Source organism: Bartonella sp. B1098, from assembly GCF_944896145.1.
Lineage (GTDB): Bacteria > Pseudomonadota > Alphaproteobacteria > Rhizobiales > Rhizobiaceae > Bartonella.
In genome coordinates, this window is record NZ_CALYLP010000002.1 from 56,484 (window position 1) to 78,050 (window position 21,567).

Consider the following 21,567-nt stretch of genomic DNA (forward strand, 5'->3'; position numbering starts at 1 on the left):
AATAATATATCAAAAATATTCCAAACTTACGCGAAAAAGTTGTTCAACATCACGAACTCTATCAGCAAGAGCAAAAATCACTATTCTATCACCAGACAAAATACGCGTCTCTGCTGAGAGTTGTATAATTGTCTTATTACGATAAATTGCTCCAATTCTCAAACCATTTGATAAATTAAGCTCTGATAATGATTTACCAACCAATGAAGATGTTTGCATCACTTCAGCTTCAATAATTTCTGCTCGGCCATTAAAAACTGAATGAACAGAACGAATACGCCCACGGCGCATTTGTTGCAAAATTTTCGATATTGTAACGCTATGGGGATTAAGATAGGCATCCACACCAACAGCGCGGCTAAACTCTTGATAAGCAACATTATTAATCAACACCATATTAGCTTTACAGCCCAATCTTTTCGCAATGATAGCACTTAAGAGATTAACCTGATCCTGATTGGTCAATGTAATCATTAAATCGGCCTGATCAATTCCCGCATCTTGAAGAATGACTGGATCTAACACGTTACCATATAAAACAGTTGTTTTTTCAAGCTGATCAGCAATTGTGAGGGCTCTTTCTCTCTGCGATTCTATAATCTTTAATTTTAATTTATGGAGACGCTTTTCAATCGCCTGAGCAACATAAAGGCCAATATGCCCGCCTCCTGCAATAATCATGCGGTGGGCATCTTGTTCTTTATGACCAAAAAGCCCAACAGCACGACGCATCTGCTCACGAGCAACAACAAGATAGGTTATATCACCAACGCGTAATTGCGTTTCTGAATGTGCAATCAATAATTCCGAACCACGTTTAATAGCGGTAACCGTCGTGTGAAGATCTGGGAAAAGCTCTGTTAATTGACGCAAAGGTGTATTAATAACGGGACAATCTTCCATACACTCCAAAGCGAGCGCAACAATATCATCATTACAAAAATAAAGAACATCTATTGCACCAGGCAGAGCAATACGACGTAAAACCATTTCCCCGACTTCAACTTCTGGCGAAATAACCACATCAATGGGAATATTCTCTCTGGAAAAAAGCGTCTTATAGCGGGGTTCTAAATAGGATTGTGAGCGAATACGAGCAATTTTTGTGGGAACATCAAATAATGAATGAGCGACCTGACAAGCGACCATATTCACTTCATCAAACAAAGTGACAGCAATCAACATATCAGCTTTGTCTGCATCTGCAGCCAAAAGAACTTCAGGACGAGAACCGTGACCAACAAAACCTCTCACATCCAATGTATCGCGAATTTTTTCAATTAACCTGGTTTCAATATCAATAACAGTAACATCGTGATTTTCAGCAGCAAGACGCTCTGCTATTCCATAACCAACCTGTCCTGCACCGCAAATAATAACACGCATTGTTTTAAGAAACTCCAAGTGCTTTTAGCTTACGGTGTAAAGCTGAACGCTCCATGCCTATAAATTCAGCAGTACGCGATATGTTTCCACCCAAACGCCCAATCTGCGCCACTAAATATCTCTTTTCAAACAATTCTCGTGCTTCACGCAATGGTAAATCCATTATACTTTCATCAGAATCCATTTGAAGACGTGGCAAAGGATCACTCACTTCACTAGGAAGAAAATCCACTGTTATAGGACCATCACCATCCCGCACAAGAATAAGAAGACGCTCAATATTATTGCGTAATTGCCGTACATTACCCGGCCAAGCATGTGTTTGCAAAATAGCGATCACATCATCACTGATTTCACGTGGCTTAATTCCAACCTGCTGTGATATTGTTTTTACAAAATAATGCACAAGTTCTGGAATATCTTCACGACGGGCTGAAAGAGGTGGAACAGTGATAGGAACAACAGAAAGGCGGTGGAAAAGATCTTCTCTAAAGCGCCCGTCAGAAATGAGATTTTCAAGATTTTGCGCTGTTGAAGAAATGATACGAACATCCACCTTAACACGTTTTGTACCACCAACTCTCTCAAATGTCTGCCCCGTTAACACCCGTAGAATCTTACCTTGAGTTTCACGCGGCATATCAGCAATTTCATCAAGATAGAGTATCCCACCATGGGCTTCCTCTAAAGCACCGATCTTGCGCTCTCTTCCCTCCATTTCGCTGCCAAACAACTCTATTTCCATTCTGTCCGGCGTAATCGTTGCTGCATTTATTGTAACAAATGGCCCATTCGAACGTGTTGAGAGCGCATGAATCGTTCGGGCAACTGTCTCTTTTCCCGCCCCTGAAGGACCTGTTATCATGATGCGACTATTGGTTGGCGCTACTTTTTCTATGATGTGACGCAAATTTCTTATAACGGTTGATTTTCCCAGCAGCTCCAATGTCTCATTTGAACGTTTTCGCAATTCTGAAAGCTCACGTTTTAAATTTGAGTTTTCAAGTGTTCTTTCTGCAACCAATACAAGTCTATCAGCTTTAAAAGGTTTTTCAATGAAATCATAGGCCCCACGCTTTATAGCTGAAACAGCAGTCTCAATATTACCATGACCAGAGATCATAACCACCGGAAGAGCTGGATATTGTGTTTTAATTTCATCAAGCAGTGCTAAACCATCAAGGCGACTCCCCTGTAACCAAATATCTAAAAAAATGAGCTTTGGAATACGTTCACTAATTTGAGCTAAGGCTTCATCAGAGTTACAAGCAATACGCGTTTCATAACCTTCATCATCTAAAATACCAGCAACAAGCTCACGAATATCTGCTTCATCATCAACAATCAAGATATCTGATACCATACTATTCCCCTATCTTATGATTTATGGCTTGTATAATACTACCCTGCTTCCCCCCATCTGAGGGAAATATCAAACGGATCATCGCACCACGACCTTCATAAAAACTCTCCGGTGCATCATGGAGCTCCATAGAGCCTCCGTGATCTTCAATAACTTTCCGCACAATGGCTAGGCCTAGTCCTGTTCCTTTCTCCCGTGTTGTTATATAGGGTTCTAATAACTTTTGTCTTTGCTCTTTAGGAAGTCCTTTCCCGTTATCAACAACATCCACAACCACCCATTCTTCTTGACGATAAGAACGGACAAGAATATGACCGTGAATATTTTCCTCTCGCATAATCGAATCGATGGATTCGCTCGCATTTTTGATAACGTTGCAAAAAGCCTGGACAATAAGACGATTATCAAATGCACCTATAAGGGGGAGATTTCCTAAGTCTTGCTCAAATTGAATATCATGTCGCGTCACTTCTATCAAGAAACATGCTTCACGCAATAATTCACGTATATCTAAAACATGCATTTGTGGTTTTGGCATACGTGCAAAAGAAGAAAACTCATCAACCATACGCCCAATATCTCCAACTTGGCGAATGATTGTGTCAATACACCGCTCAAAAACCTCTCTATCTTGTATAATAACTTTGTTATAACGTTTACGAATACGTTCAGCCGATAACTGAATAGGTGTGAGGGGATTTTTAATTTCGTGCGCAATCCGCCGCGCAATATCCGCCCATGCCGCTGTCCGTTGCGCTGCAACGAGGTCTGTAATATCATCAATTGTTAGCACCCAAGATTGTCCCTGTCCATCATCTTCTTCCATCGTAACTTGGACATTACAGACGCGCTCCTTTCCTGCAACGTTTAAAGTGACCTGCTCACGATGATTTTTACGGCCCAATGAACGCGCAAACTGAAAAACATGCCAAATTTCAGCACTTAAAGATAAAAGACTTTGTCCAACAACCTGTTCAAAGCGAATATCAAACATCGTTTCAATAGACCGATTGACAATTGTAATATCACCATTATCATCGATCCCTGCGACTCCCGCTGTTACACCCGATAACACAGCTTCAGAAAAACGCCGTCTCTCGTCAATTTGATCACGCACTGCAATCAACTCATTGCGCCGACTTTTCAATTCACTGACCATGTAATTAAAAGTTTTGGATAATTGCCCAATATCTCCATCTTTTGCTCGTACTGGTACAAAAATTTCCATATTTCCAGATGCAACATCATCAGCCGCACTAATGAGAAGACGAATAGGCCGAACTAATCGATCAGCAACAGCAATAGCTGCCCAAATGGCTGATAAGAATAAACTAAAAAAAAGACATAAATAAAGCATACCAAATGCAATTTGTGTCAGCAGGCGGTTTTCATTTAAATCACGATAACGATCTGTGTTAACTTCTGTTAAACGCAAAGCCGATAAAACACCTTTATCAACGTCACGCACCAAATATAAAAATGTGTTTGGAATATTGTTAAATTTTAAAATAATACCAAAATAATCATGAACGCCTGGTTGAAAAGAAAAAGGTCTCGCACTGGTTGCACGCTCAATAAGATTGGACGGAGGAATTGGGAGTTTATCCTCATCACCAAGAGCACTCGATACAAAAATAGTTCCGCTAGAACTTAACAAAAATGCACCACGCAAATTGCGTCCTAGAGCATGACGCGTTAATTGCATCCGATATTCAGCGGGATTACGCTCTAAAAGTTTTTTGTTATCAAGAGCAAATGCCATCGCGTAGGATAAATTTTTTAAATTTTGAAGCATTTCATCTGCATAAGCATTTGCTAAATCAATAGAAGAACCTACAATTTGCCGCGTTGTTGTATCAAACCATCGATCAAGCCCTAAATTTAGTGCTGGACCTGACACAAGGGCGACAGCAACAGCTGGCATGGTTGCAACAAGTGCAAACAATGAAATAAGGCGCACATGAAGACGCGAACCTGCACGCCTTGAACGCCAAGCACGAATGATGGGAATCATCTCATAAAAAACGATGACAACAAGCCCTAAAACCCAAAAACTATTAATCCCTATAAGAATAAGGGTTACTGTTCTACTCGGAACAACAGGAGTCAATCCAATAAGAATAATAAACGAAACAGAGGCTGTAAGTAAAGCCAATACAATAATTGCAATCCCTAAAAAGATATACACCTTACTTAAACGATACAACTCATCGTTATAAGTATTTTTATCGATGTCTTGAAGATTCGTCACAGATGTTACATCCACCATAAGCTGAAAGACCCTTATCCCATCATTCTCATATAACCTTTTATGACAAAAATTGACAATAGTAATACTCTATTTAAAATAGAGCAAATATAGTCAATAAGAAAGGACTTCTGCATTTTGCAAAATATCTTTAAAATAAACTGCGTTCGACGATACTTTACTTTACAAAGGAAATGAGATGCGATTAACAAGACAAACAAATTATGCTCTTCGAATGCTCATGTATTGTGCAGATAATCAGGGATCACTCTGTCGTGTTCAAGAAATTGCTAAAACATATGCCGTTTCAGAACTTTTTTTATTTAAAATCCTTCAACCGCTTGTTCAAGCAGGTTTTATACAAACAGTGCGTGGACGCAATGGTGGTGTTAAATTGGCTAAACCCGCAGCAGAGATTTCTGTTGCTGATGTTTTAAAAGTAACAGAAGATAACTTTTCTCTCGCAGAATGTTTTGATACTGTAGAACCCAATTGTCCATTGATCGATTTTTGTGGTTTAAATATCGCACTTCAAAAAGCATTAAATGCTTTTTTTGAGGTGTTATCCGTGGTATCCCTTGCTGATCTAAAACGATCATCTTTTCAAAATCATTTAAAAATGAATGAATCATAAACTAAAGTTATAACATAAGGAGATTTCAGTATTTCTATTGCAGCAATCATATTAGCCGCTGGACGTGGTGAAAGAGCAGGATCTCCCCATGAAATTCCAAAACAATATCGGCTTCTAGGACAAAAGCCGATCATTTATCATACCGTCCATTGTTTTTCGCAGCATCCAGCGATCACAACAATTATTCTCGTTATTCATCCAGAAGACCATCAAATCTGTGAACAAGCACTCGCCGAATTTAAAGAACGTCTCATTATCGTTGAAGGAGGCAATACACGTCAAATCTCTACCTTACATGGACTTCAGGCACTTAAAAAATTCAATCCCCAATATGTGCATATTCATGATGGTGCACGTCCCTTTATCGAAAAGAAGCTTCTTGATAACATTCATAATACTATCACGCCTCAAGAAGGTGTTCTTCCTGTTCTCCCCATTTCTGATACCCTTAAACGCGTCAATCATCAGCATGTTTTAGAAACAATTCCCCGTATCCATCTTTATAGTGCACAAACACCACAGTGTTTTCCCTTTGAACATATCTTAGCGGCCCATAAACAAGCAAAAAAAGTTTGTAAAGAAGACTTCACTGATGATTGTGCAATTGCCGAATGGTTTGGGATTCCTATGCTTACTGTTCTAGGTGATCCTCATAATATAAAAATTACATGGCACAAGGATTTTGATACTGCTCATTTATATCTCCAGAAAAAAATGCAAATGTTTCCTGATATCCGTACTGGCAATGGTTATGATGTTCATTCTTTCGAAAAAGGAGATTGTCTTATATTATGTGGTATAAAAATTCCTTTTCATAAAAAATTAAATGGACATTCCGATGCAGATGTTGCTCTTCATGCATTAACAGATGCTCTTCTTGCAACTCAAGGTGCAGGAGATATCGGTACACATTTTCCTCCCTCTGATCCTCAATGGAAAAATGTATCATCAGAAACCTTTCTTCGTCATGCTCTTGATATTGTTACACAAGCGGGTGGTCGTATTGCTAATGTGGATATCACCTTGATCGCTGAAGAACCTAAAATTGGTCCCTATCGTCAAACAATGATGGAAAATCTTATGCGCATTCTCACAATTTCATCCGATCGAATTTCCATCAAAGCAACAACGAACGAAAAGCTTGGATTTATTGGTCGTGGTGAAGGCATTGCGGCTTTGGCAACAGCAAGTATTATTTATCCAGGAGAAATTCTCAAATGACATATTTTTGCGAAAAACAAGCGTGTGAAGTTCTTAATACCTGTCGCCAAAAGGGGTTACTTTTAACAACTGTAGAATCTTGTACAGGAGGGCTCATTGCTGCAAGCCTTACAAATATTGCAGGATCATCAGATGTTCTCGATTGTGGATTTGTTGTCTATTCAAATGAATCCAAAACACGCCTTGTTAGCGTGTGTGCTAAACTTATAGAAACCTATGGTGCCGTTTCAAAAGAAGTTGCTCTTGCAATGGCTGAGGGCGGATTAAAACACTCACAAGCTGACATTGCGGTTTCTGTAACAGGAATTGCAGGTCCAGGAGGTGCAAGTCTGAACAAACCTGTAGGACTTGTGCATTTTGCCGTTGCTTACAAAAATCATTCCCCCCTGTACAAAGAAATGCACTTTGGTCATCTTGATCGTAAGGCTATCCGCCATGCAACTGTTGAAAATGCTTTTCAAATGATTCTGGAACGACTTCACTGAATTTCCACACCAATTTCAAAACTCTCTATTCTACATTGGAGTCCATAATCATCCATATCTTGTCTAATAATATTGTGACGCTCTGTTTAAAAGATGTGCCCCTAAAAAAGAAAAAATTATAAAAATGGACATCGATTTTCATCTTTACGCCTTCATAAGCAGCAATGGGTATTGTTAAAAAATAACGGTATAGATTATGTGACCGCAGAACCATAAATCTGATGGGCACGCTTCTCAAAAGCATCGGTAAATTTACGAAATGCAATATCAAACATGGAGCCCATCAAACGTCCGAGTATTTTACTTTTAAATTCATAATCAATAAAAAACTCTACATTACATGCATTGGTATTTTCAATATTATGAAAAAACCAACGATTTTCAAGATATTTAAATGGACCATCAATATAGTTAACCTCTATCAAACCTTTCTTTGGCTGAAGAAAAACTTGGGTCGTAAACGTTTCTCGAATAACCTTATAGCCAACAGTCATATCTGCAAGAAGCAATGTCTTTTCCTCACATTCTTTGCGAGAACGTATTATTAAAGCCTCACACATGGGTAAAAACTCAGGATAACGTTCAATATCTGACACAAGATCAAACATTTCACGAGCACTATGGGCAACTTGCCGATGAGTTGAAAAAGTTGGCATCATTATCTCTGTAAGGCAAATTTTTCATCACGCGCTTTTTGCAAAATAGCAAAATCATCTCCTGCATGATGAGATGAACGCGTCAGAGGATTGGAAGCCATATGTAAAAAACCTTTTACTTTACCAATTTTGGCAAAAGATTCAAACTCTTCAGGAGGCACAAAACGAATAACGGGATGATGTTTTCGCGTAGGCTGTAAATATTGTCCAATTGTCATAAAGTCCACATCAGCAGAGCGTAAATCATCCATCAATTGCAGAATTTCATTTCGTTCCTCCCCAAGGCCAACCATAATTCCCGATTTTGTAAAAATTGTTGGATCAAGTTCTTTAACACGTTGTAATAGACGAATTGAATGAAAATAACGTGCTCCTGGACGAACCTTTAAATATTTAGAAGGAACTGTTTCTAAGTTATGATTAAAAACATCAGGCTTAGCAGCAACAATAATTTCCAAAGCACCATCCTTATGACGAAAATCAGGTGTAAGAACTTCAATTGTTGTTTTAGGCGCTTTTCGACGAATCGCATAAATAACTTTTGCAAAATGCTCAGCGCCACCATCCGCAAGATCATCGCGATCAACCGATGTAATGACGACATGCTTTAATTCCATCCGTGCAACAGCATCAGCAACACGTTCTGGCTCATTATCATCAACAGCAAGCGGAATGCCTGTTGCAACGTTACAAAAAGCACACGCACGCGTACATATCTCCCCTAAAATCATAAAGCTGGCATGCCGTTGGCTCCAACATTCGCCGATATTAGGACAACCTGCTTCTTCACAGACAGTCACTAATTTATGGGTGCGTACAATACCATGTGTTTCCTTATAGATCGGTGATGTTGGCGCTTTTACACGAATCCAATCTGGCTTTTTCTGAACGCTTGTATCCGGACGATGGGCCTTTTCAGGATGACGCAAACGTCTATTCGTAACTCTATCAACAACCGTAACCATTTAAGCCTTTGCCTTATAAATACGAAGGAGTAATGAAAAATATAAAATCTTTCACACAAACCAAATCATCAAGCGTTTAAAACTTTACCATAAGCATCCAGTACACTTTCTTTCATCATTTCCGATAAGGTCGGATGTGGAAAGACAGTATGCATCAATTCTTCCTCTGTTGTTTCAAGATTCATAGCAATAACAAAACCCTGTATCAATTCTGTTACCTCAGCCCCTACCATATGGGCGCCAAGAAGCTGTCCTGTTTTTTTATTAAAAACCGTTTTTACTAACCCCTGATCTTCACCCAAAGAAATTGCCTTGCCATTTGCGGAAAAAGAATAACGGCCAATACGTATATCATACCCCGCTTCTTTTGCTTCTGCTTCTGAAAGCCCTACAGACGCAACTTGCGGTGTGCAATAGGTGCACCCTGGAATTTTTTTCTTATCAAGCGGATGAACACTCTTTAAACTAGCAAGATGTTCAATACATATCACGCCTTCTTCTTCTGCTTTATGAGCTAACATAGGAGGACCTGCCACATCACCGATAGCATAAATACCTGCAACTCCTGTCCAACTCCACTCATCAGTTACAATACACCCACGATCCGTTTTTATACCCAACACTTCTAAGCCAAGATTCTCAATATTACCCTGTACCCCAACAGCGGAAATCACTCGGTCAACAGTCATTGTTTCTGTTTTTCCCTGAACATCAATATGTATTGTCACAGAATTGGAAGCTTTTTCAACCTTTGTTACTTTTGCTTGGCAAAGAATACGTAAACCTTTTTTTTCTAACTGTTTACGAGCAAATGTTGAAATTTCAATATCTTCAGCGGGCATGATGTGAGACATCATTTCAACAACAGTGACCTCAGCCCCCATATCACGATAAAAGGAAGCAAATTCAATACCAATAGCCCCAGATCCTATAACCAAAAGCGACTTCGGTATTTCTGTCGGTATCATAGCTTCAAAATAAGTCCAAATGAGCTTTCCATCTGGCTCAATACCAGGAAGGACACGAGGACGTGCACCCGTTGCAATAATGATATGCTTTGCTTGATAAGTCCCCTTCCCTAATGTTCCTTTAGGAATTGGATTTTGCGGTTGCATAACCGGTTTGGAGGATGAAGAAACTATAATTTCCGCAGGTTGGTTTGCCTTCGCTTCTTTCGTAAGCTTTGCTTCACCCCAAATAATGTCAATCTTGTTTTTTTTCATTAAAAAACCAACACCAGCATTTAAACGGGCTGAAACGCCGCGTGAACGTGTCACAACATCTTTGATGTTTGCTTCAATTGAACCATTAATTTTGAGTCCATACTCTTTCGCATGTTCAGCAAAATGTTTCATTTCCGCCGAACGTAAAAGGGCCTTTGTTGGAATACACCCCCAATTTAAACAAATCCCTCCCAAGTGTTCACGCTCAACAATTGCAGTCTTAAAGCCACACTGCGCGGCACGAATTGCGGTTACATATCCGCCTGGACCTGATCCAATTACAATTACATCATAAAGATTTGTCACAGTCATTCCTCCATGGACATATATATATAAAATGGATATGCACTTTTAAACTTAAGATTGAAAATCAACATCATAAAATCGGCTTATGTTTTTTATTCTACGCTTCACATCAATGCTTTACCCAAACCAGAAACAGCAATAGCATTGATCTTCAAACTTTTTAAATTTGCTTCCACTCTCTTAACATACCCTTTCATAATTTACGTAAAGAGCGGTCATTCAAACCAACATTGCTAATGGATTTTCAATTATCTTCTTAAAGGTCCGCGCAAGCTCTGCCGCTAAAGCACCATCGACAGCGCGATGATCAACAGAAAGTGTAACCGACATAACTGTCGCAACGGCTAATGCACCATTTTTAACAACAGCGCGTTGCTCTCCTGCACCAATCGCAAAAATCGTCGCATGGGGTGGATTAAGGATAGCAGAAAAACTTTTCACACCATACATCCCCATATTTGATACAGCTGTTGTTCCCCCCTGATATTCTTCCATTTTTAACTTGCGCTCACGCGCACGCTTTGCAAAATCCTTCATCTCTTTGGAAATAAGCGATAATGGTTTTTCTTCTGCATGGCGAATAATCGGCGTAATTAACCCATTGGGAACAGAAACAGCAACCCCAACATCACAATGTTTATGATGAAGCATTCCGCCTTCAAGCCAAGAGACATTCGCATCAGGAACCGCTTTCAAAGAAAGTGCAACCGCTTTGATCACCATATCATTAACAGAAAGCTTATAAGTAGGCTTAGCTTCTTCCAGTGTCTTAACCATTGGTGCTGCAGCATTCAATTGTGTCCGCAACGCTAATAGCGCATCAAGTTCACAATCTACGGTCACATAGAAATGTGGAACTTTTTGCTTTGATTCCACCAAACGTGTAGCGATCGTTTTACGCATATTATCATGGGGTGTGAAGAGATATTCATTCTCTTTGAAGAGTTGCAATACCTGTTTGTCAGAATCACCTACTGCAATCAGCTCGCCGATTGATGACGGATAAGAAGCTTGAGAGATATCCCCGCTCATAGCTTTTTCTACATCGCGCTTGATAATACGTCCATGGGGACCACTTCCAGAAATAAGGGATAAGTCAAGACCTGCCTGAGAAGCTAACCGCCGCGCTAAGGGAGAGGCAAAAAGACGAGCCCCCTCTTTATCTTGCTGTATTAATTGCTGAGCGAATGATTCATGAGACATTTTTATCCCCTTTGTGTCCGTCTGCTTCAGAGAACCTGCTTGTTTTTCGCCCTTTAGTTCTTGTCTTATAGAAGAAGAAGTCTCTTCTGCAACTTTTGCAGCTTCAGCTAAATCTTCACCCTCTTCTGCTAAAACAACAATCAAAGAATTCACTTTAACACCTTGTGTTCCGGCAGGAACAACAATTTTAGCAACTGTCCCCTCATCAACGGCCTCGACTTCCATCGTCGCTTTATCCGTCTCAATTTCAGCAATAACATCCCCAGAGGAAACCTTATCGCCTTCCTTAATATTCCATTTTGTTAAATTTCCCTCTTCCATCGTAGGGGAAAGCGCTGGCATTGTAATTTTAATGGGCATTGTACTTTCCTCCGTTATGCTCTGTATGTCACAGCCTTAACGGCCTCAATAATTTCAGCAGTATCAGGCAAAGCCAACTTCTCAAGATTAGCCGCATAAGGCATTGGAACATCTTTGCCAGAAATCGTTGCAATTGGTGCATCAAGATAGTCAAAAGCCTGTTGCATAACACGCGTTGCTATTTCAGTTCCTACAGATGACTGAGGGAAACCCTCTTCAATTGTTACCAAACGACCTGTTTTTTTAACGGAAGAAAGAATTGTCGGAAGATCCATTGGACGAATGGTTCGTAAATCAATTAATTCAACGTCAATACCAAGTTTTTCAATTTCTGGTAATGCTTGAACAGCGTAATACATACCAATCCCACAAGCAACAATCGTCACATCTTGTCCAGACTTATGAAGTCGTGCCCGCCCAATAGGCAAAATAAAATCATCAAGTTGAGGGACCTCAAATTGATGCCCGTACAAAATTTCATTTTCAAGGAAAATAACAGGGTTATCATCACGAATAGCCGCTTTTAGCAAACCTTTTGCATCTGCAGCACTATAAGGCATGACAACTTTCAAACCTGGGATATGACTATACCATGCAGCATAGCATTGAGAATGTTGAGCACCAACACGAGCAGCTGCACCATTGGGACCACGGAAAACCATAGGAGCCGTCATTTGTCCACCAGACATATAACGTGTTTTTGCTGCTGAGTTAATAATTTGATCCATTGCCTGCATGGCAAAATTAAATGTCATAAACTCGACAATGGGACGTAACCCTCCAAAAGCAGCACCAACAGCCAACCCAGCAAAACCGTGTTCTGTAATTGGGGTATCAATAACGCGCCGTTCCCCGAATTCTTCCAACAACCCTTGGCTAACCTTATAGGCTCCTTGATATTGCGCAACTTCTTCCCCCATGAGAAAAACCTTTTCATCACGCCGCATTTCTTCAGCTAAAGCCTGATTAAGCGCTTCACGAACTGTCATTGTCACCATTTCTGTTCCCGCTGGAATATCAAAATCAGGAGGCGGTGCAAAAGTAAGAGATTGCGGAACTGATGAAGGAAGAGAAGGACAGGACACTTCAGTTTTTTGTGCTGTATTAGTAGGATGCGAAATATCTTCAGCACGCTCACCTTCTTCTAACAAAACTGCAATAACACTATTAACCTTTACACCTTCAGAACCTTCAGACACAAAAATTTTACCAAGCGTACCTTCATCAACAGCCTCTACTTCCATTGTCGCCTTATCTGTTTCAATTTCAGCAATAACATCGCCAGAGCTAACCTTATCACCTTCTTTCTTGAGCCATTTAGACAGCTTACCTTCTTCCATGGTTGGTGAAAGCGTCGGCATCAAAATATCAATAGACATATTTGCTTCCCTCGCATCAAACTAAAATATCCGTATAGAGCTCAGAAGCATCTGGCTCTTGATCACTTTGTGCAAAATCTGCCGCATCAGCAACAATGGCACGAACTTCTTTTTCAATAGACTTTAAATCGTCTTCGTTCGCCCAATTTTGTTTAAGAATCCGACTTTTTACTTGATCAATCGGATCGTATTCCTCTTTTATTTTTTGGACTTCTTCTTTAGAGCGATATTTTGCTGGATCAGACATAGAATGACCACGATAACGATAGGTCTGTATATCAAGAATGATCGGCCCTTTACCCGAACGAGTCCAAGAAATTGCTTCATCAGCAGCCCCTTTTACGGATCGAACATCCATACCGTCAACAACAATACCTGGAATTTCAAAAGAAAGACCACGACGAGAAAAATCAGTTTCTGCAGATGCACGTGAAACGGATGTTCCCATAGCATACTGATTGTTTTCAATAATATAAACAACGGGCAACTTCCAAAGTGAAGCCATATTAAAACTTTCGTAAACCTGCCCCTGATTTGCAGCGCCATCACCAAAATAAACCAATGTCACATTATCTTTACCAAGATATTGATTCGAAAATGCCAAGCCTGAACCTATGGGAACCTGCGCGCCAACAATACCATGTCCACCATAAAAGTTCTTTTCTTTAGAGAACATATGCATCGAGCCACCTTTGCCTTTGGAAAATCCCCCCTGGCGTCCTGTTAATTCTGCCATAACGCCCCGCGGACTCATCCCAACGGCTAACATATGGCCATGATCACGGTAAGACGTAATAACCTGATCACCTTCTTTTGTTGCCTTTAATGTTCCAATAACAACAGCTTCCTGTCCAATGTAAAGATGACAAAATCCTCCAATAAGCCCCATACCATAAAGTTGCCCTGCTTTTTCTTCAAAACGGCGAATTAAAAGCATTTCACGATAGGCATCTATTTCTTCCTCTTTTGTAAAATTTGCTATTGGTGCTTTCTTTATGGTGCTTGATAATGCAGTGCGCGCCACCGACGCAGAATTTTTTTTAAATCGTTCTGCCATATTAAACTCCCTTTTATGATTATTTAGGAATAACCTTTACGAACAAAAGTTACAAGCCTTATCAATCGGCTTAAACAATATCATCGCTGATTGTCGTTTAAATTAAGCGGTTTTTTATTTGCCTTTGGTATCATTTCAAGGCATTAAGATTGTCAATTCATTTGGCTTAGAAAAGTTTAAATTCTTTCGGACAGACTCATCCAACATATCCTTTTCAATATGTCCATTACGTAAAAGAGAAATACGTTTTTCAATGAATTCCCGCTCAGCTTCTATTTTATGAAGCTCCTTTTCTAATTCGCTAATATACTGATTAACTTCACTGCGTGAATACAATCCATACTCACCATGATAAATATGGTAACTGAAATAACTTAAAACACCCACCGTCATAAGAGGTAGTACAAAGCGTACTTTGATTGATCGACGTTTCTGCTTTGTCCACATAAAATAGCACAGCCTCTACAGCAAAAATTTCTGAATATGTTGCCTAACTATGCACGATTCTGATTAACACCTCATTACTTAATCTACACGCGCAAAAAATTTGTTATCACCAATTTATCCCTCCTCTTAATACAATCAAAGTGAGCTGAATGACTCACTTTATTATGACAGTTTATATTACAAATTGGATATTCACTAATTTGTGATTTTACACCCATCTTTGTCCCTAAAATTTCCTGTTAAAATGACTATAAAATCAATCAATACTCAAGGTATAGTTATCAAAAGAGCTCCAAAACCCATAGTCAACGTAGTTATAAGAAGCATTGCAAGCCACGTTCCCAATTTATCTGCTACGAAGCGATGAGACCCAAATGCACCAAAACAAAAACACAAAATTGCCAAAGCCAACCTTGATTGTTCTAATGTTTTGCGATTTGAAAGAGGGAGAACAGATTTAACAACATTACCTTCATATACAAAACCAACGATATCCCCTACCTTTGGTGTTTTTTCCCTAACCAATCCCAACGTTGATTTACATCGTTGTTTTACCCATATAAAATAGCACAGTCTTTTGCAATACTTTTACTTAACTGTGCATATTTTTCTTAATATCTCACATTAAAGAAATAGAGTACAATAATTTGGCATGATGAACTTAATATGTTTATAAAAATAAAAAGCGACCTCAACTATCTGCTCTTTATTATAAAAAATTTACAGATCTGTAATTTGATTCCCATTTTTATCCGTAAATTTTCCAGCAAGAATGAGTATGAAATCAACAATTGCCCAAATACCAGTAATCATCAATCCAACAACCGATAAAGATAAAAAAAGCATTAAAACACCCGTCCGAACTCTTCCCACCATAAAACGATGGACACCAAAAATACCTGCACACCAACAAAGGAGTGCAAACATTACCCTTGAGTTCTCTGTACCTGATCTCAACAATGGAAAAACAGAACTGACTACACCTCCTTCACAGACAAAATCAACGGTATCACCAATCCTCGGTGTTTTCTTTCCCAACCAATCCCAAGTCGCAAACTGATAACGCCTACCATCATCACCCGAAACGAGATACGTTCCTTGATCTTGACTAATAATTATACCTCTCATCTTAATCCCTATAAATTTAAATGCCTATAAAATAATTGCTTTATACCTTTGATAAGACCTCTCAATTTCATAATCTAAATGATCTTATACTTTCATATTTCGTGCTCACAACAATCAACGATATACATCACCAGCATAACGCGCTTGGCCCCCTAGCATTTCTTCAATACGAATAAGTTGATTGTATTTTGCTAATCTATCCGAACGTGCAAGAGAGCCTGTTTTAATTTGTCCACAATTCGTTGCAACCGCAAGATCGGCAATGAAAGAATCCTCTGTTTCGCCTGAGCGATGAGATATAATGGCACGATAACCCGCTTTATGTGCTGTTTCTACAGCATCAAGTGTTTCACTCAATGTCCCAATTTGATTAACTTTTATGAGAATAGAATTGCCTACCCCCATCTTGATCCCCTCACGCAAACGCTCTGAATGAGTAACAAATAAATCATCGCCCACAAGCTGACATTTTTCTCCAATTGTATCAGTAAGAAGCTTCCAACCTTCCCAATCATCCTCTGCCATTCCATCTTCAATGGTAACAATAGGATAACTTTTCACAAGGTGCGCCAAATAATCGGCTTGTTCTTGGATGTCACGACATTTTCCCTCACCTTTATAAAAATATGAACCATTTTTATAAAACTCAGTAGAAGCACAGTCTAAACCAATGGCAATTTGCGCACCTGGTTTATAGCCACATGTTATGATGGATTCCATAATAAAATCAATTGCTTGGTCTGCACTTTTAAACTGAGGTGCAAAACCACCTTCATCACCAACATTGGTATTATATCCCGCATCTTTTAAACGCTTTTTCAACGTATGGAAAATTTCAGCACCATAACGGATGGCCTCTCTCACGGTAGGGGCTCCTACCGGAATAATCATAAATTCTTGAAAATCAATCAAGTTATCAGCATGAACCCCACCATTAATAATATTCATCATAGGTGTTGGAAGAATATGCGCTTGCGGTCCACCAATATAACGATACAAGGGTAAATTCAATGAGTTTGCGGCGGCTCTTGCAACAGCCAATGAAACACCAAGAAGTGCATTAGCACCAAGACGGGCTTTGTTTGGCGTTCCATCCAAAGTAATCATTGCTTGATCAATAGCGATTTGGTCTCTTGCATCCCGCCCACCAAGTTCTTCAAGAATTTCGCCATTGACTGCAGCAACCGCTTTTTCAACACCTTTCCCTTGATATCGCGGACCACCATCACGAAGCTCTACAGCCTCATGTGCCCCTGTTGAAGCTCCTGAAGGAACCAGCGCGCGACCAAAAGCGCCATTTTCCAAATGAACATCAACTTCTACCGTTGGATTACCACGGCTATCAAGAACTTCACGTCCAAGGATATCGACAATGATCGTCATCTATGTTTCCTTATCCAATAAATAAAAGTCGCGATTCATCTCTAATGTCCTATTCATGAAATATTTTTTCTCTTCTTAATTCAACTTCTTTGACAAATGATCAAATTTCATTAGAGTCTCAAGCAATCTTTGTAAATCATCAATTTTAACCATATTGGGACCATCAGAAGGTGCATGATCTGGATCTTGATGTGTTTCTAAAAAAATACCGGCAACCCCAACAGCAACAGCTGCACGCGCTAAAACTTCAACAAATTGACGCTGTCCTCCAGATGACGCCCCCTGCCCTCCAGGTTCCTGAACGGAATGCGTTGCATCAAAAATAACAGGTGCCCCAAATGAACGTAAAATAGGCAACGAACGCATATCCGAAATAAGTCGGTTATAGCCAAACGATGTGCCGCGCTCGCAAAGCATAACATTTGGATTACCACTGTAAACAACCTTTTTTAAAACATTCTCCATATCCCACGGCGCTAAAAACTGCCCTTTTTTAATATTAATAACACACCCTGTTTTGGCGGCAGCAATCAAAAGATCTGTTTGACGACATAAAAAAGCAGGTATTTGTAAAATATCAACCGTAGAAGAAACCATTGTACATTGCTCTTCGGTATGCACATCAGTCAATATGGGACAATCAAACTCTTTTTTTAAATCAGAGAAAATGACCATTGCTTTTTCAAGACCAATGCCCCGTGCTGCACTCAAAGAGGTGCGGTTGGCTTTATCATAACTTGATTTATAAACAAATCCGATACCAAGCTGATCGGCAATTGTTTTAATACGACCAGCCATTTCAAAAGCATGATCGCGACTTTCCATCTGACACGGCCCTGCAATTAATGAAAGGGGAATTTCATTTGAAAAAATAACATTTCCAACTTTTACACGCGCATTTGGTTTTGTCATTTTATCCCTCAAAAGCAAAGTAACCAAATTTATACCTTAAACCAATCGACTTTGTTCTACAGCAGCTTCAATAAAAGAAGAAAAAAGCGGATGTGGATCAAAAGGGCGTGATTTTAGTTCTGGATGATATTGAACACCAATGAACCATGGATGATCTGCATATTCTATCGTTTCCGGCAAAATGCCATCGGGAGACATACCAGAAAAAATCAAACCACACTGTTCTAACTTATCTTTATAATCAATATTGACCTCATAACGATGACGATGTCGTTCAACAATCTTTGTCATCCCATAAATTTGAGCAATATGACTTTCTTCTTTTAATTCAGCAACAAAAGCACCAAGGCGCATGGATCCACCGAGATCACCATTTCTTGTTCGTTTTTCAAGAATATCGCCTTTGACCCATTCGGTCATTAAACCTACAATTGGATTTTCTGTTTCGCAAAACTCACTTGATGATGCATTCTCAATCTGTGCAATATTGCGTGCAACTTCTATACAAGCCAATTGCATGCCAAAACAAATCCCTAAAAATGGAACTTTACGCTCTCGTGCAAATTGAATTGCTCGAATCTTCCCTTCTGCCCCTCGAGCACCAAAAGCCCCAGGAACCAAAATTCCATGCGCTTTTTGTAAAGTTGAAACGGAATCTTCTTTTTCAAGAAGTTGCGAATCAATCCACTCAATATTAACTTTCACTTTATTCGCTAAACCACCATGCGCAATCGCTTCGATAAGAGACTTATAAGCATCCTTTAAGCCCGTATATTTTCCTACAACAGCAATCGTAACTTCTCCTTCAGGGTGGTGAATGCGATGTGTAATATCTTCCCACCGATCCATCTGAGGAGGGGGGACCGAATCGATTCCAAAAGCGCAAAGAACTTCAGAGTCTAAACCCTCTTTATGATAAGCCATGGGAACATCATAAATTGTTGGCATATCTAATGCTTGAATGACCGCTTTGGCGCGAACATTGCAAAAAAGTGATAATTTGCACCGCTCTGTTTCTGGAATAGACCGATCTGCACGCACAAGCAAAATATCAGGAGAAATACCAATTGATTGCAATTCTTTGACAGAATGCTGTGTTGGTTTGGTTTTTAATTCACCTGCCGATGGAATATATGGCATTAATGTAAGATGGACATAAACAACATTTTGTCGGGAGAGTTCATTACCAAGCTGACGAATCGCTTCGAGAAAAGGCATGGCTTCAATATCACCAACTGTCCCACCTATTTCACACAAAACAAAATCAAATTCTTCATTTCCCGTTGTAATGAACCGCTTAATTTCATCTGTAACATGCGGAATAACTTGAACTGTTGCCCCTAAATAATCACCTCGCCGCTCTCGTTCAATGATATTGCGATAAATACGCCCTGTTGTAATATTATCTTGGCTATTTGCAGAACGCCCCGTAAAGCGCTCATAATGACCAAGATCAAGATCCGTTTCCGCACCATCATCGGTCACGAATACCTCACCATGTTGATAAGGCGACATCGTCCCTGGATCAACATTTAAATAGGGATCAAGTTTGCGAAGGCGTACACGATAGCCACGAGCCTGTAATAACGCTGCTAACGCTGCCGCTGCAATGCCTTTTCCAAGGGAAGAAACCACACCACCAGTAATAAAAACATAACGTGCCATGGGCTTATGGTGATAAGCAATTTATAATGATTTTTCCAGCAAAAAATGCAAAAAGGAACAGTTTTTCTTCTAAAATAAAAAAGGTGAAAAAATCACCTTTTTAAAAGTCTATATCTTCTTTAAAAACTATTCTGTACTGTTATCCGGAACGGTCTCTTCAAGAACTGGTGGAACTGGGGTTTCCACTTCAGAATTTTTGAGCGATTTTTGTTCCTGCGGAGAATCCGAAGTGCCTCCTAGCTGTTCAAGAATAGAAGGGGAAGACTTATCATCTGATGACGGGACTGATTCTGAGCTTTTATTGGTAGAATTCTGCTCTGAATTAACCGGTATACGCTTTAAAATATCAGAACTCGAATTTGATATACTTCCCACAATAGTAAGTCCAATGGACACAACAAAAAAACAACAGGCTAAAATAGCTGTCAACCGTGTTAAAGGATTTCGAGATCCACGGGTTTTCATCAGCCCCGAGCTATTACTCACACCGAGCCCACCGCCTTCTGAAGGTTGGATTAAGATAACCCCAACCAAAGTAATTACAATCAATAAATGAATAACAATAAGTACTGTTTGCATAAACCCTGCTTCTTCCAATAACTCTTTTATAGCTATTTACACATAAATAACACACAATCCAAGGGGGAACTCAAATTTCTCTGCTATAATTTACGACAAACATCGCAAATCGTTAAAAAATCAATGGCTTTTAAGCTAGCTCCACCGATCAAAGCCCCATTAACATGAGGAATGCTTAAAAGCTCAAAAGCATTGGATGACTTTACGGATCCACCATAAAGCAAACGTATCTTATTGCCTTCATCACCAAAACGAGTGCGCATCTCATCACGAATAAAATGATGCACTTTTGCAATATCTTCTGAAGTTGCTGTATTGCCAGTACCTATCGCCCAAACAGGTTCATAAGCGATAATGGTATTCTCTGCTGTTGTATCATCTGGTAAAGATCCTTCAAGCTGCTGCGTAAGGACATTTAGGACTTCATTATTGTTGCGCTCCTCCAATGTTTCACCAATACACACAAGCGTCACAAGACCTGCGCGCCACGCTGCTTGCACTTTAGCACAAACAATTGAATCATTTTCCTGATACACTGTACGACGTTCCGAATGCCCAAGAATAACATGACTTGCTCCGGCTTCTTTAAGCATAAAAGCTGAAATATCTCCCGTATAAGGACCATGATCATCAAAGTGACAATCTTGTCCCCCTAAAAGGAGATTTGCACCATCCAGCGTATCAGAAGCACGCGATAAAAGCGTTGCTGGAAGACAAATAAGCGCTTCAAATAGATGACCAAAATCAGAGCTAATGCCTGTAGCAATAGCACGTAACTCTCCAAGCGATTCTCTCGTTCCATTCATTTTCCAATTTCCAGCAAGAAAAGGCCGAATATTTGGAGACATATTTTTACCTCAAGAGCTCTTATAACACTTTATTTATCTTTAGTATCAAATTATAAAACGAAAGCAAGTCTTTAAAAGCTTGCATCTTTCGTCTCTTTATTGCAAATTTCATGACTGCT

The 21,567-nt window shown here is 39.6% G+C and carries 20 protein-coding genes; 3 read left to right on the forward strand and 17 right to left on the reverse strand.

The features are described from left to right. Window positions 1-9: 9 nt before the first annotated feature. The 3 genes from trkA to NNJ85_RS00290 are packed head-to-tail and all read right to left on the reverse strand — an operon-like array spanning window position 10 to window position 5,015. Window positions 10-1,386 carry a Trk system potassium transporter TrkA gene (trkA, locus tag NNJ85_RS00280; RefSeq protein WP_254472652.1) on the reverse strand — a complete coding sequence of 459 codons (1,377 nt, stop codon included), beginning with the start codon at window positions 1,384-1,386 and terminating at the stop codon, window positions 10-12. Between the two features lie 4 nt (window positions 1,387-1,390). Beyond that, entirely contained in the window at window positions 1,391-2,749 is a 1,359-nt protein-coding gene (locus NNJ85_RS00285) for a sigma-54 dependent transcriptional regulator (RefSeq protein WP_254472653.1), read from the reverse strand. A gap of 1 nt (window position 2,750) precedes the next feature. Further along, the gene (locus tag NNJ85_RS00290; RefSeq protein ID WP_254473852.1) at window positions 2,751-5,015 is read right to left on the reverse strand and encodes a PAS domain-containing sensor histidine kinase; all 2,265 of its coding nucleotides are present in this window, start codon (window positions 5,013-5,015) and stop codon (window positions 2,751-2,753) included. 181 nt (window positions 5,016-5,196) lie between these two features. On the opposite strand from NNJ85_RS00290, the gene rirA reads away from it, so the two are divergent. The 3 genes from rirA to NNJ85_RS00305 are packed head-to-tail and all read left to right on the forward strand — an operon-like array spanning window position 5,197 to window position 7,337. Beyond that, window positions 5,197-5,631 carry an iron-responsive transcriptional regulator RirA gene (rirA, locus tag NNJ85_RS00295; RefSeq protein ID WP_254472655.1) on the forward strand — a complete coding sequence of 145 codons (435 nt, stop codon included), beginning with the start codon at window positions 5,197-5,199 and terminating at the stop codon, window positions 5,629-5,631. Between the two features lie 30 nt (window positions 5,632-5,661). Beyond that, the gene (locus NNJ85_RS00300; protein ID WP_256480972.1) at window positions 5,662-6,852 is read left to right on the forward strand and encodes a bifunctional 2-C-methyl-D-erythritol 4-phosphate cytidylyltransferase/2-C-methyl-D-erythritol 2,4-cyclodiphosphate synthase; all 1,191 of its coding nucleotides are present in this window, start codon (window positions 5,662-5,664) and stop codon (window positions 6,850-6,852) included. Then, complete coding sequence (locus tag NNJ85_RS00305) at window positions 6,849-7,337, forward strand: CinA family protein (protein ID WP_254472657.1); 489 nt, start codon at window positions 6,849-6,851, stop codon at window positions 7,335-7,337. Before NNJ85_RS00300 ends, NNJ85_RS00305 begins: the two co-directional genes overlap by 4 nt. A 194-nt stretch (window positions 7,338-7,531) precedes the next feature. Here NNJ85_RS00305 and NNJ85_RS00310 read toward each other — a convergent pair whose 3' ends face one another. From NNJ85_RS00310 to tpiA, 14 genes are all read right to left on the reverse strand, one after another. Further along, complete coding sequence (locus NNJ85_RS00310; RefSeq protein ID WP_254473856.1) at window positions 7,532-7,993, reverse strand: type II toxin-antitoxin system RatA family toxin; 462 nt, start codon at window positions 7,991-7,993, stop codon at window positions 7,532-7,534. A 2-nt stretch (window positions 7,994-7,995) separates the two neighbouring features. Further along, entirely contained in the window at window positions 7,996-8,958 is a 963-nt protein-coding gene (gene lipA, locus NNJ85_RS00315) for a lipoyl synthase (protein WP_254472659.1), read from the reverse strand. A gap of 68 nt (window positions 8,959-9,026) precedes the next feature. Beyond that, on the reverse strand, window positions 9,027-10,487 hold the full coding sequence (gene lpdA / locus NNJ85_RS00320; RefSeq protein WP_254472660.1) for a dihydrolipoyl dehydrogenase: 1,461 nt from the start codon (window positions 10,485-10,487) through the stop codon (window positions 9,027-9,029). 219 nt (window positions 10,488-10,706) lie between these two features. Further along, complete coding sequence (locus tag NNJ85_RS00325; RefSeq protein WP_254472661.1) at window positions 10,707-12,050, reverse strand: pyruvate dehydrogenase complex dihydrolipoamide acetyltransferase; 1,344 nt, start codon at window positions 12,048-12,050, stop codon at window positions 10,707-10,709. 14 nt (window positions 12,051-12,064) lie between these two features. Then, window positions 12,065-13,429, reverse strand: a complete 1,365-nt coding sequence (locus NNJ85_RS00330; RefSeq protein ID WP_254472662.1) for a pyruvate dehydrogenase complex E1 component subunit beta — start codon at window positions 13,427-13,429, stop codon at window positions 12,065-12,067. Window positions 13,430-13,445: 16 nt separating this feature from the next. Then, complete coding sequence (gene pdhA / locus NNJ85_RS00335; protein WP_254472663.1) at window positions 13,446-14,486, reverse strand: pyruvate dehydrogenase (acetyl-transferring) E1 component subunit alpha; 1,041 nt, start codon at window positions 14,484-14,486, stop codon at window positions 13,446-13,448. Window positions 14,487-14,621: 135 nt separating this feature from the next. Beyond that, on the reverse strand, window positions 14,622-14,933 hold the full coding sequence (locus tag NNJ85_RS00340; protein ID WP_254472664.1) for a septum formation initiator family protein: 312 nt from the start codon (window positions 14,931-14,933) through the stop codon (window positions 14,622-14,624). Between the two features lie 267 nt (window positions 14,934-15,200). Next, a complete protein-coding gene (locus tag NNJ85_RS00345; protein ID WP_254472665.1) occupies window positions 15,201-15,458 on the reverse strand; it encodes an NINE protein in 258 nt (85 codons plus the stop codon). Between the two features lie 195 nt (window positions 15,459-15,653). Next, complete coding sequence (locus tag NNJ85_RS00350) at window positions 15,654-16,061, reverse strand: TM2 domain-containing protein (protein WP_254472667.1); 408 nt, start codon at window positions 16,059-16,061, stop codon at window positions 15,654-15,656. 114 nt (window positions 16,062-16,175) lie between these two features. Next, entirely contained in the window at window positions 16,176-17,444 is a 1,269-nt protein-coding gene (eno, locus tag NNJ85_RS00355; RefSeq protein ID WP_254472669.1) for a phosphopyruvate hydratase, read from the reverse strand. 75 nt (window positions 17,445-17,519) lie between these two features. After that, window positions 17,520-18,356: a 3-deoxy-8-phosphooctulonate synthase gene (gene kdsA / locus NNJ85_RS00360; protein WP_254472671.1), complete on the reverse strand. Its 837-nt coding sequence runs from the start codon at window positions 18,354-18,356 to the stop codon at window positions 17,520-17,522. A 36-nt stretch (window positions 18,357-18,392) separates the two neighbouring features. After that, on the reverse strand, window positions 18,393-20,021 hold the full coding sequence (locus NNJ85_RS00365; protein ID WP_254472672.1) for a CTP synthase: 1,629 nt from the start codon (window positions 20,019-20,021) through the stop codon (window positions 18,393-18,395). 126 nt (window positions 20,022-20,147) lie between these two features. Then, on the reverse strand, window positions 20,148-20,600 hold the full coding sequence (gene secG / locus NNJ85_RS00370; RefSeq protein ID WP_254472673.1) for a preprotein translocase subunit SecG: 453 nt from the start codon (window positions 20,598-20,600) through the stop codon (window positions 20,148-20,150). Window positions 20,601-20,683: 83 nt separating this feature from the next. Next, entirely contained in the window at window positions 20,684-21,448 is a 765-nt protein-coding gene (gene tpiA, locus NNJ85_RS00375; protein ID WP_254472674.1) for a triose-phosphate isomerase, read from the reverse strand. Window positions 21,449-21,567 lie beyond the last annotated feature (119 nt).

Excerpts from the sequence above, each read along its gene's own strand:
- trkA (WP_254472652.1), bottom strand. The coding sequence starts at position 1,386 with ATGCGTGTTATTATTTGCGGTGCAGGACAGGTTGGTTATGGAATAGCA.
- NNJ85_RS00285 (WP_254472653.1), bottom strand. The coding sequence starts at position 2,749 with ATGGTATCAGATATCTTGATTGTTGATGATGAAGCAGATATTCGTGAG.
- rirA (WP_254472655.1), top strand. The coding sequence starts at position 5,197 with ATGCGATTAACAAGACAAACAAATTATGCTCTTCGAATGCTCATGTAT.
- NNJ85_RS00305 (WP_254472657.1), top strand. The coding sequence starts at position 6,849 with ATGACATATTTTTGCGAAAAACAAGCGTGTGAAGTTCTTAATACCTGT.
- NNJ85_RS00310 (WP_254473856.1), bottom strand. The coding sequence starts at position 7,993 with ATGCCAACTTTTTCAACTCATCGGCAAGTTGCCCATAGTGCTCGTGAA.
- lipA (WP_254472659.1), bottom strand. The coding sequence starts at position 8,958 with ATGGTTACGGTTGTTGATAGAGTTACGAATAGACGTTTGCGTCATCCT.
- NNJ85_RS00325 (WP_254472661.1), bottom strand. The coding sequence starts at position 12,050 with ATGCCCATTAAAATTACAATGCCAGCGCTTTCCCCTACGATGGAAGAG.
- NNJ85_RS00330 (WP_254472662.1), bottom strand. The coding sequence starts at position 13,429 with ATGTCTATTGATATTTTGATGCCGACGCTTTCACCAACCATGGAAGAA.
- pdhA (WP_254472663.1), bottom strand. The coding sequence starts at position 14,486 with ATGGCAGAACGATTTAAAAAAAATTCTGCGTCGGTGGCGCGCACTGCA.
- NNJ85_RS00340 (WP_254472664.1), bottom strand. The coding sequence starts at position 14,933 with ATGTGGACAAAGCAGAAACGTCGATCAATCAAAGTACGCTTTGTACTA.
- NNJ85_RS00350 (WP_254472667.1), bottom strand. The coding sequence starts at position 16,061 with ATGAGAGGTATAATTATTAGTCAAGATCAAGGAACGTATCTCGTTTCG.
- eno (WP_254472669.1), bottom strand. The coding sequence starts at position 17,444 with ATGACGATCATTGTCGATATCCTTGGACGTGAAGTTCTTGATAGCCGT.
- kdsA (WP_254472671.1), bottom strand. The coding sequence starts at position 18,356 with ATGACAAAACCAAATGCGCGTGTAAAAGTTGGAAATGTTATTTTTTCA.
- NNJ85_RS00365 (WP_254472672.1), bottom strand. The coding sequence starts at position 20,021 with ATGGCACGTTATGTTTTTATTACTGGTGGTGTGGTTTCTTCCCTTGGA.
- secG (WP_254472673.1), bottom strand. The coding sequence starts at position 20,600 with ATGCAAACAGTACTTATTGTTATTCATTTATTGATTGTAATTACTTTG.
- tpiA (WP_254472674.1), bottom strand. The coding sequence starts at position 21,448 with ATGTCTCCAAATATTCGGCCTTTTCTTGCTGGAAATTGGAAAATGAAT.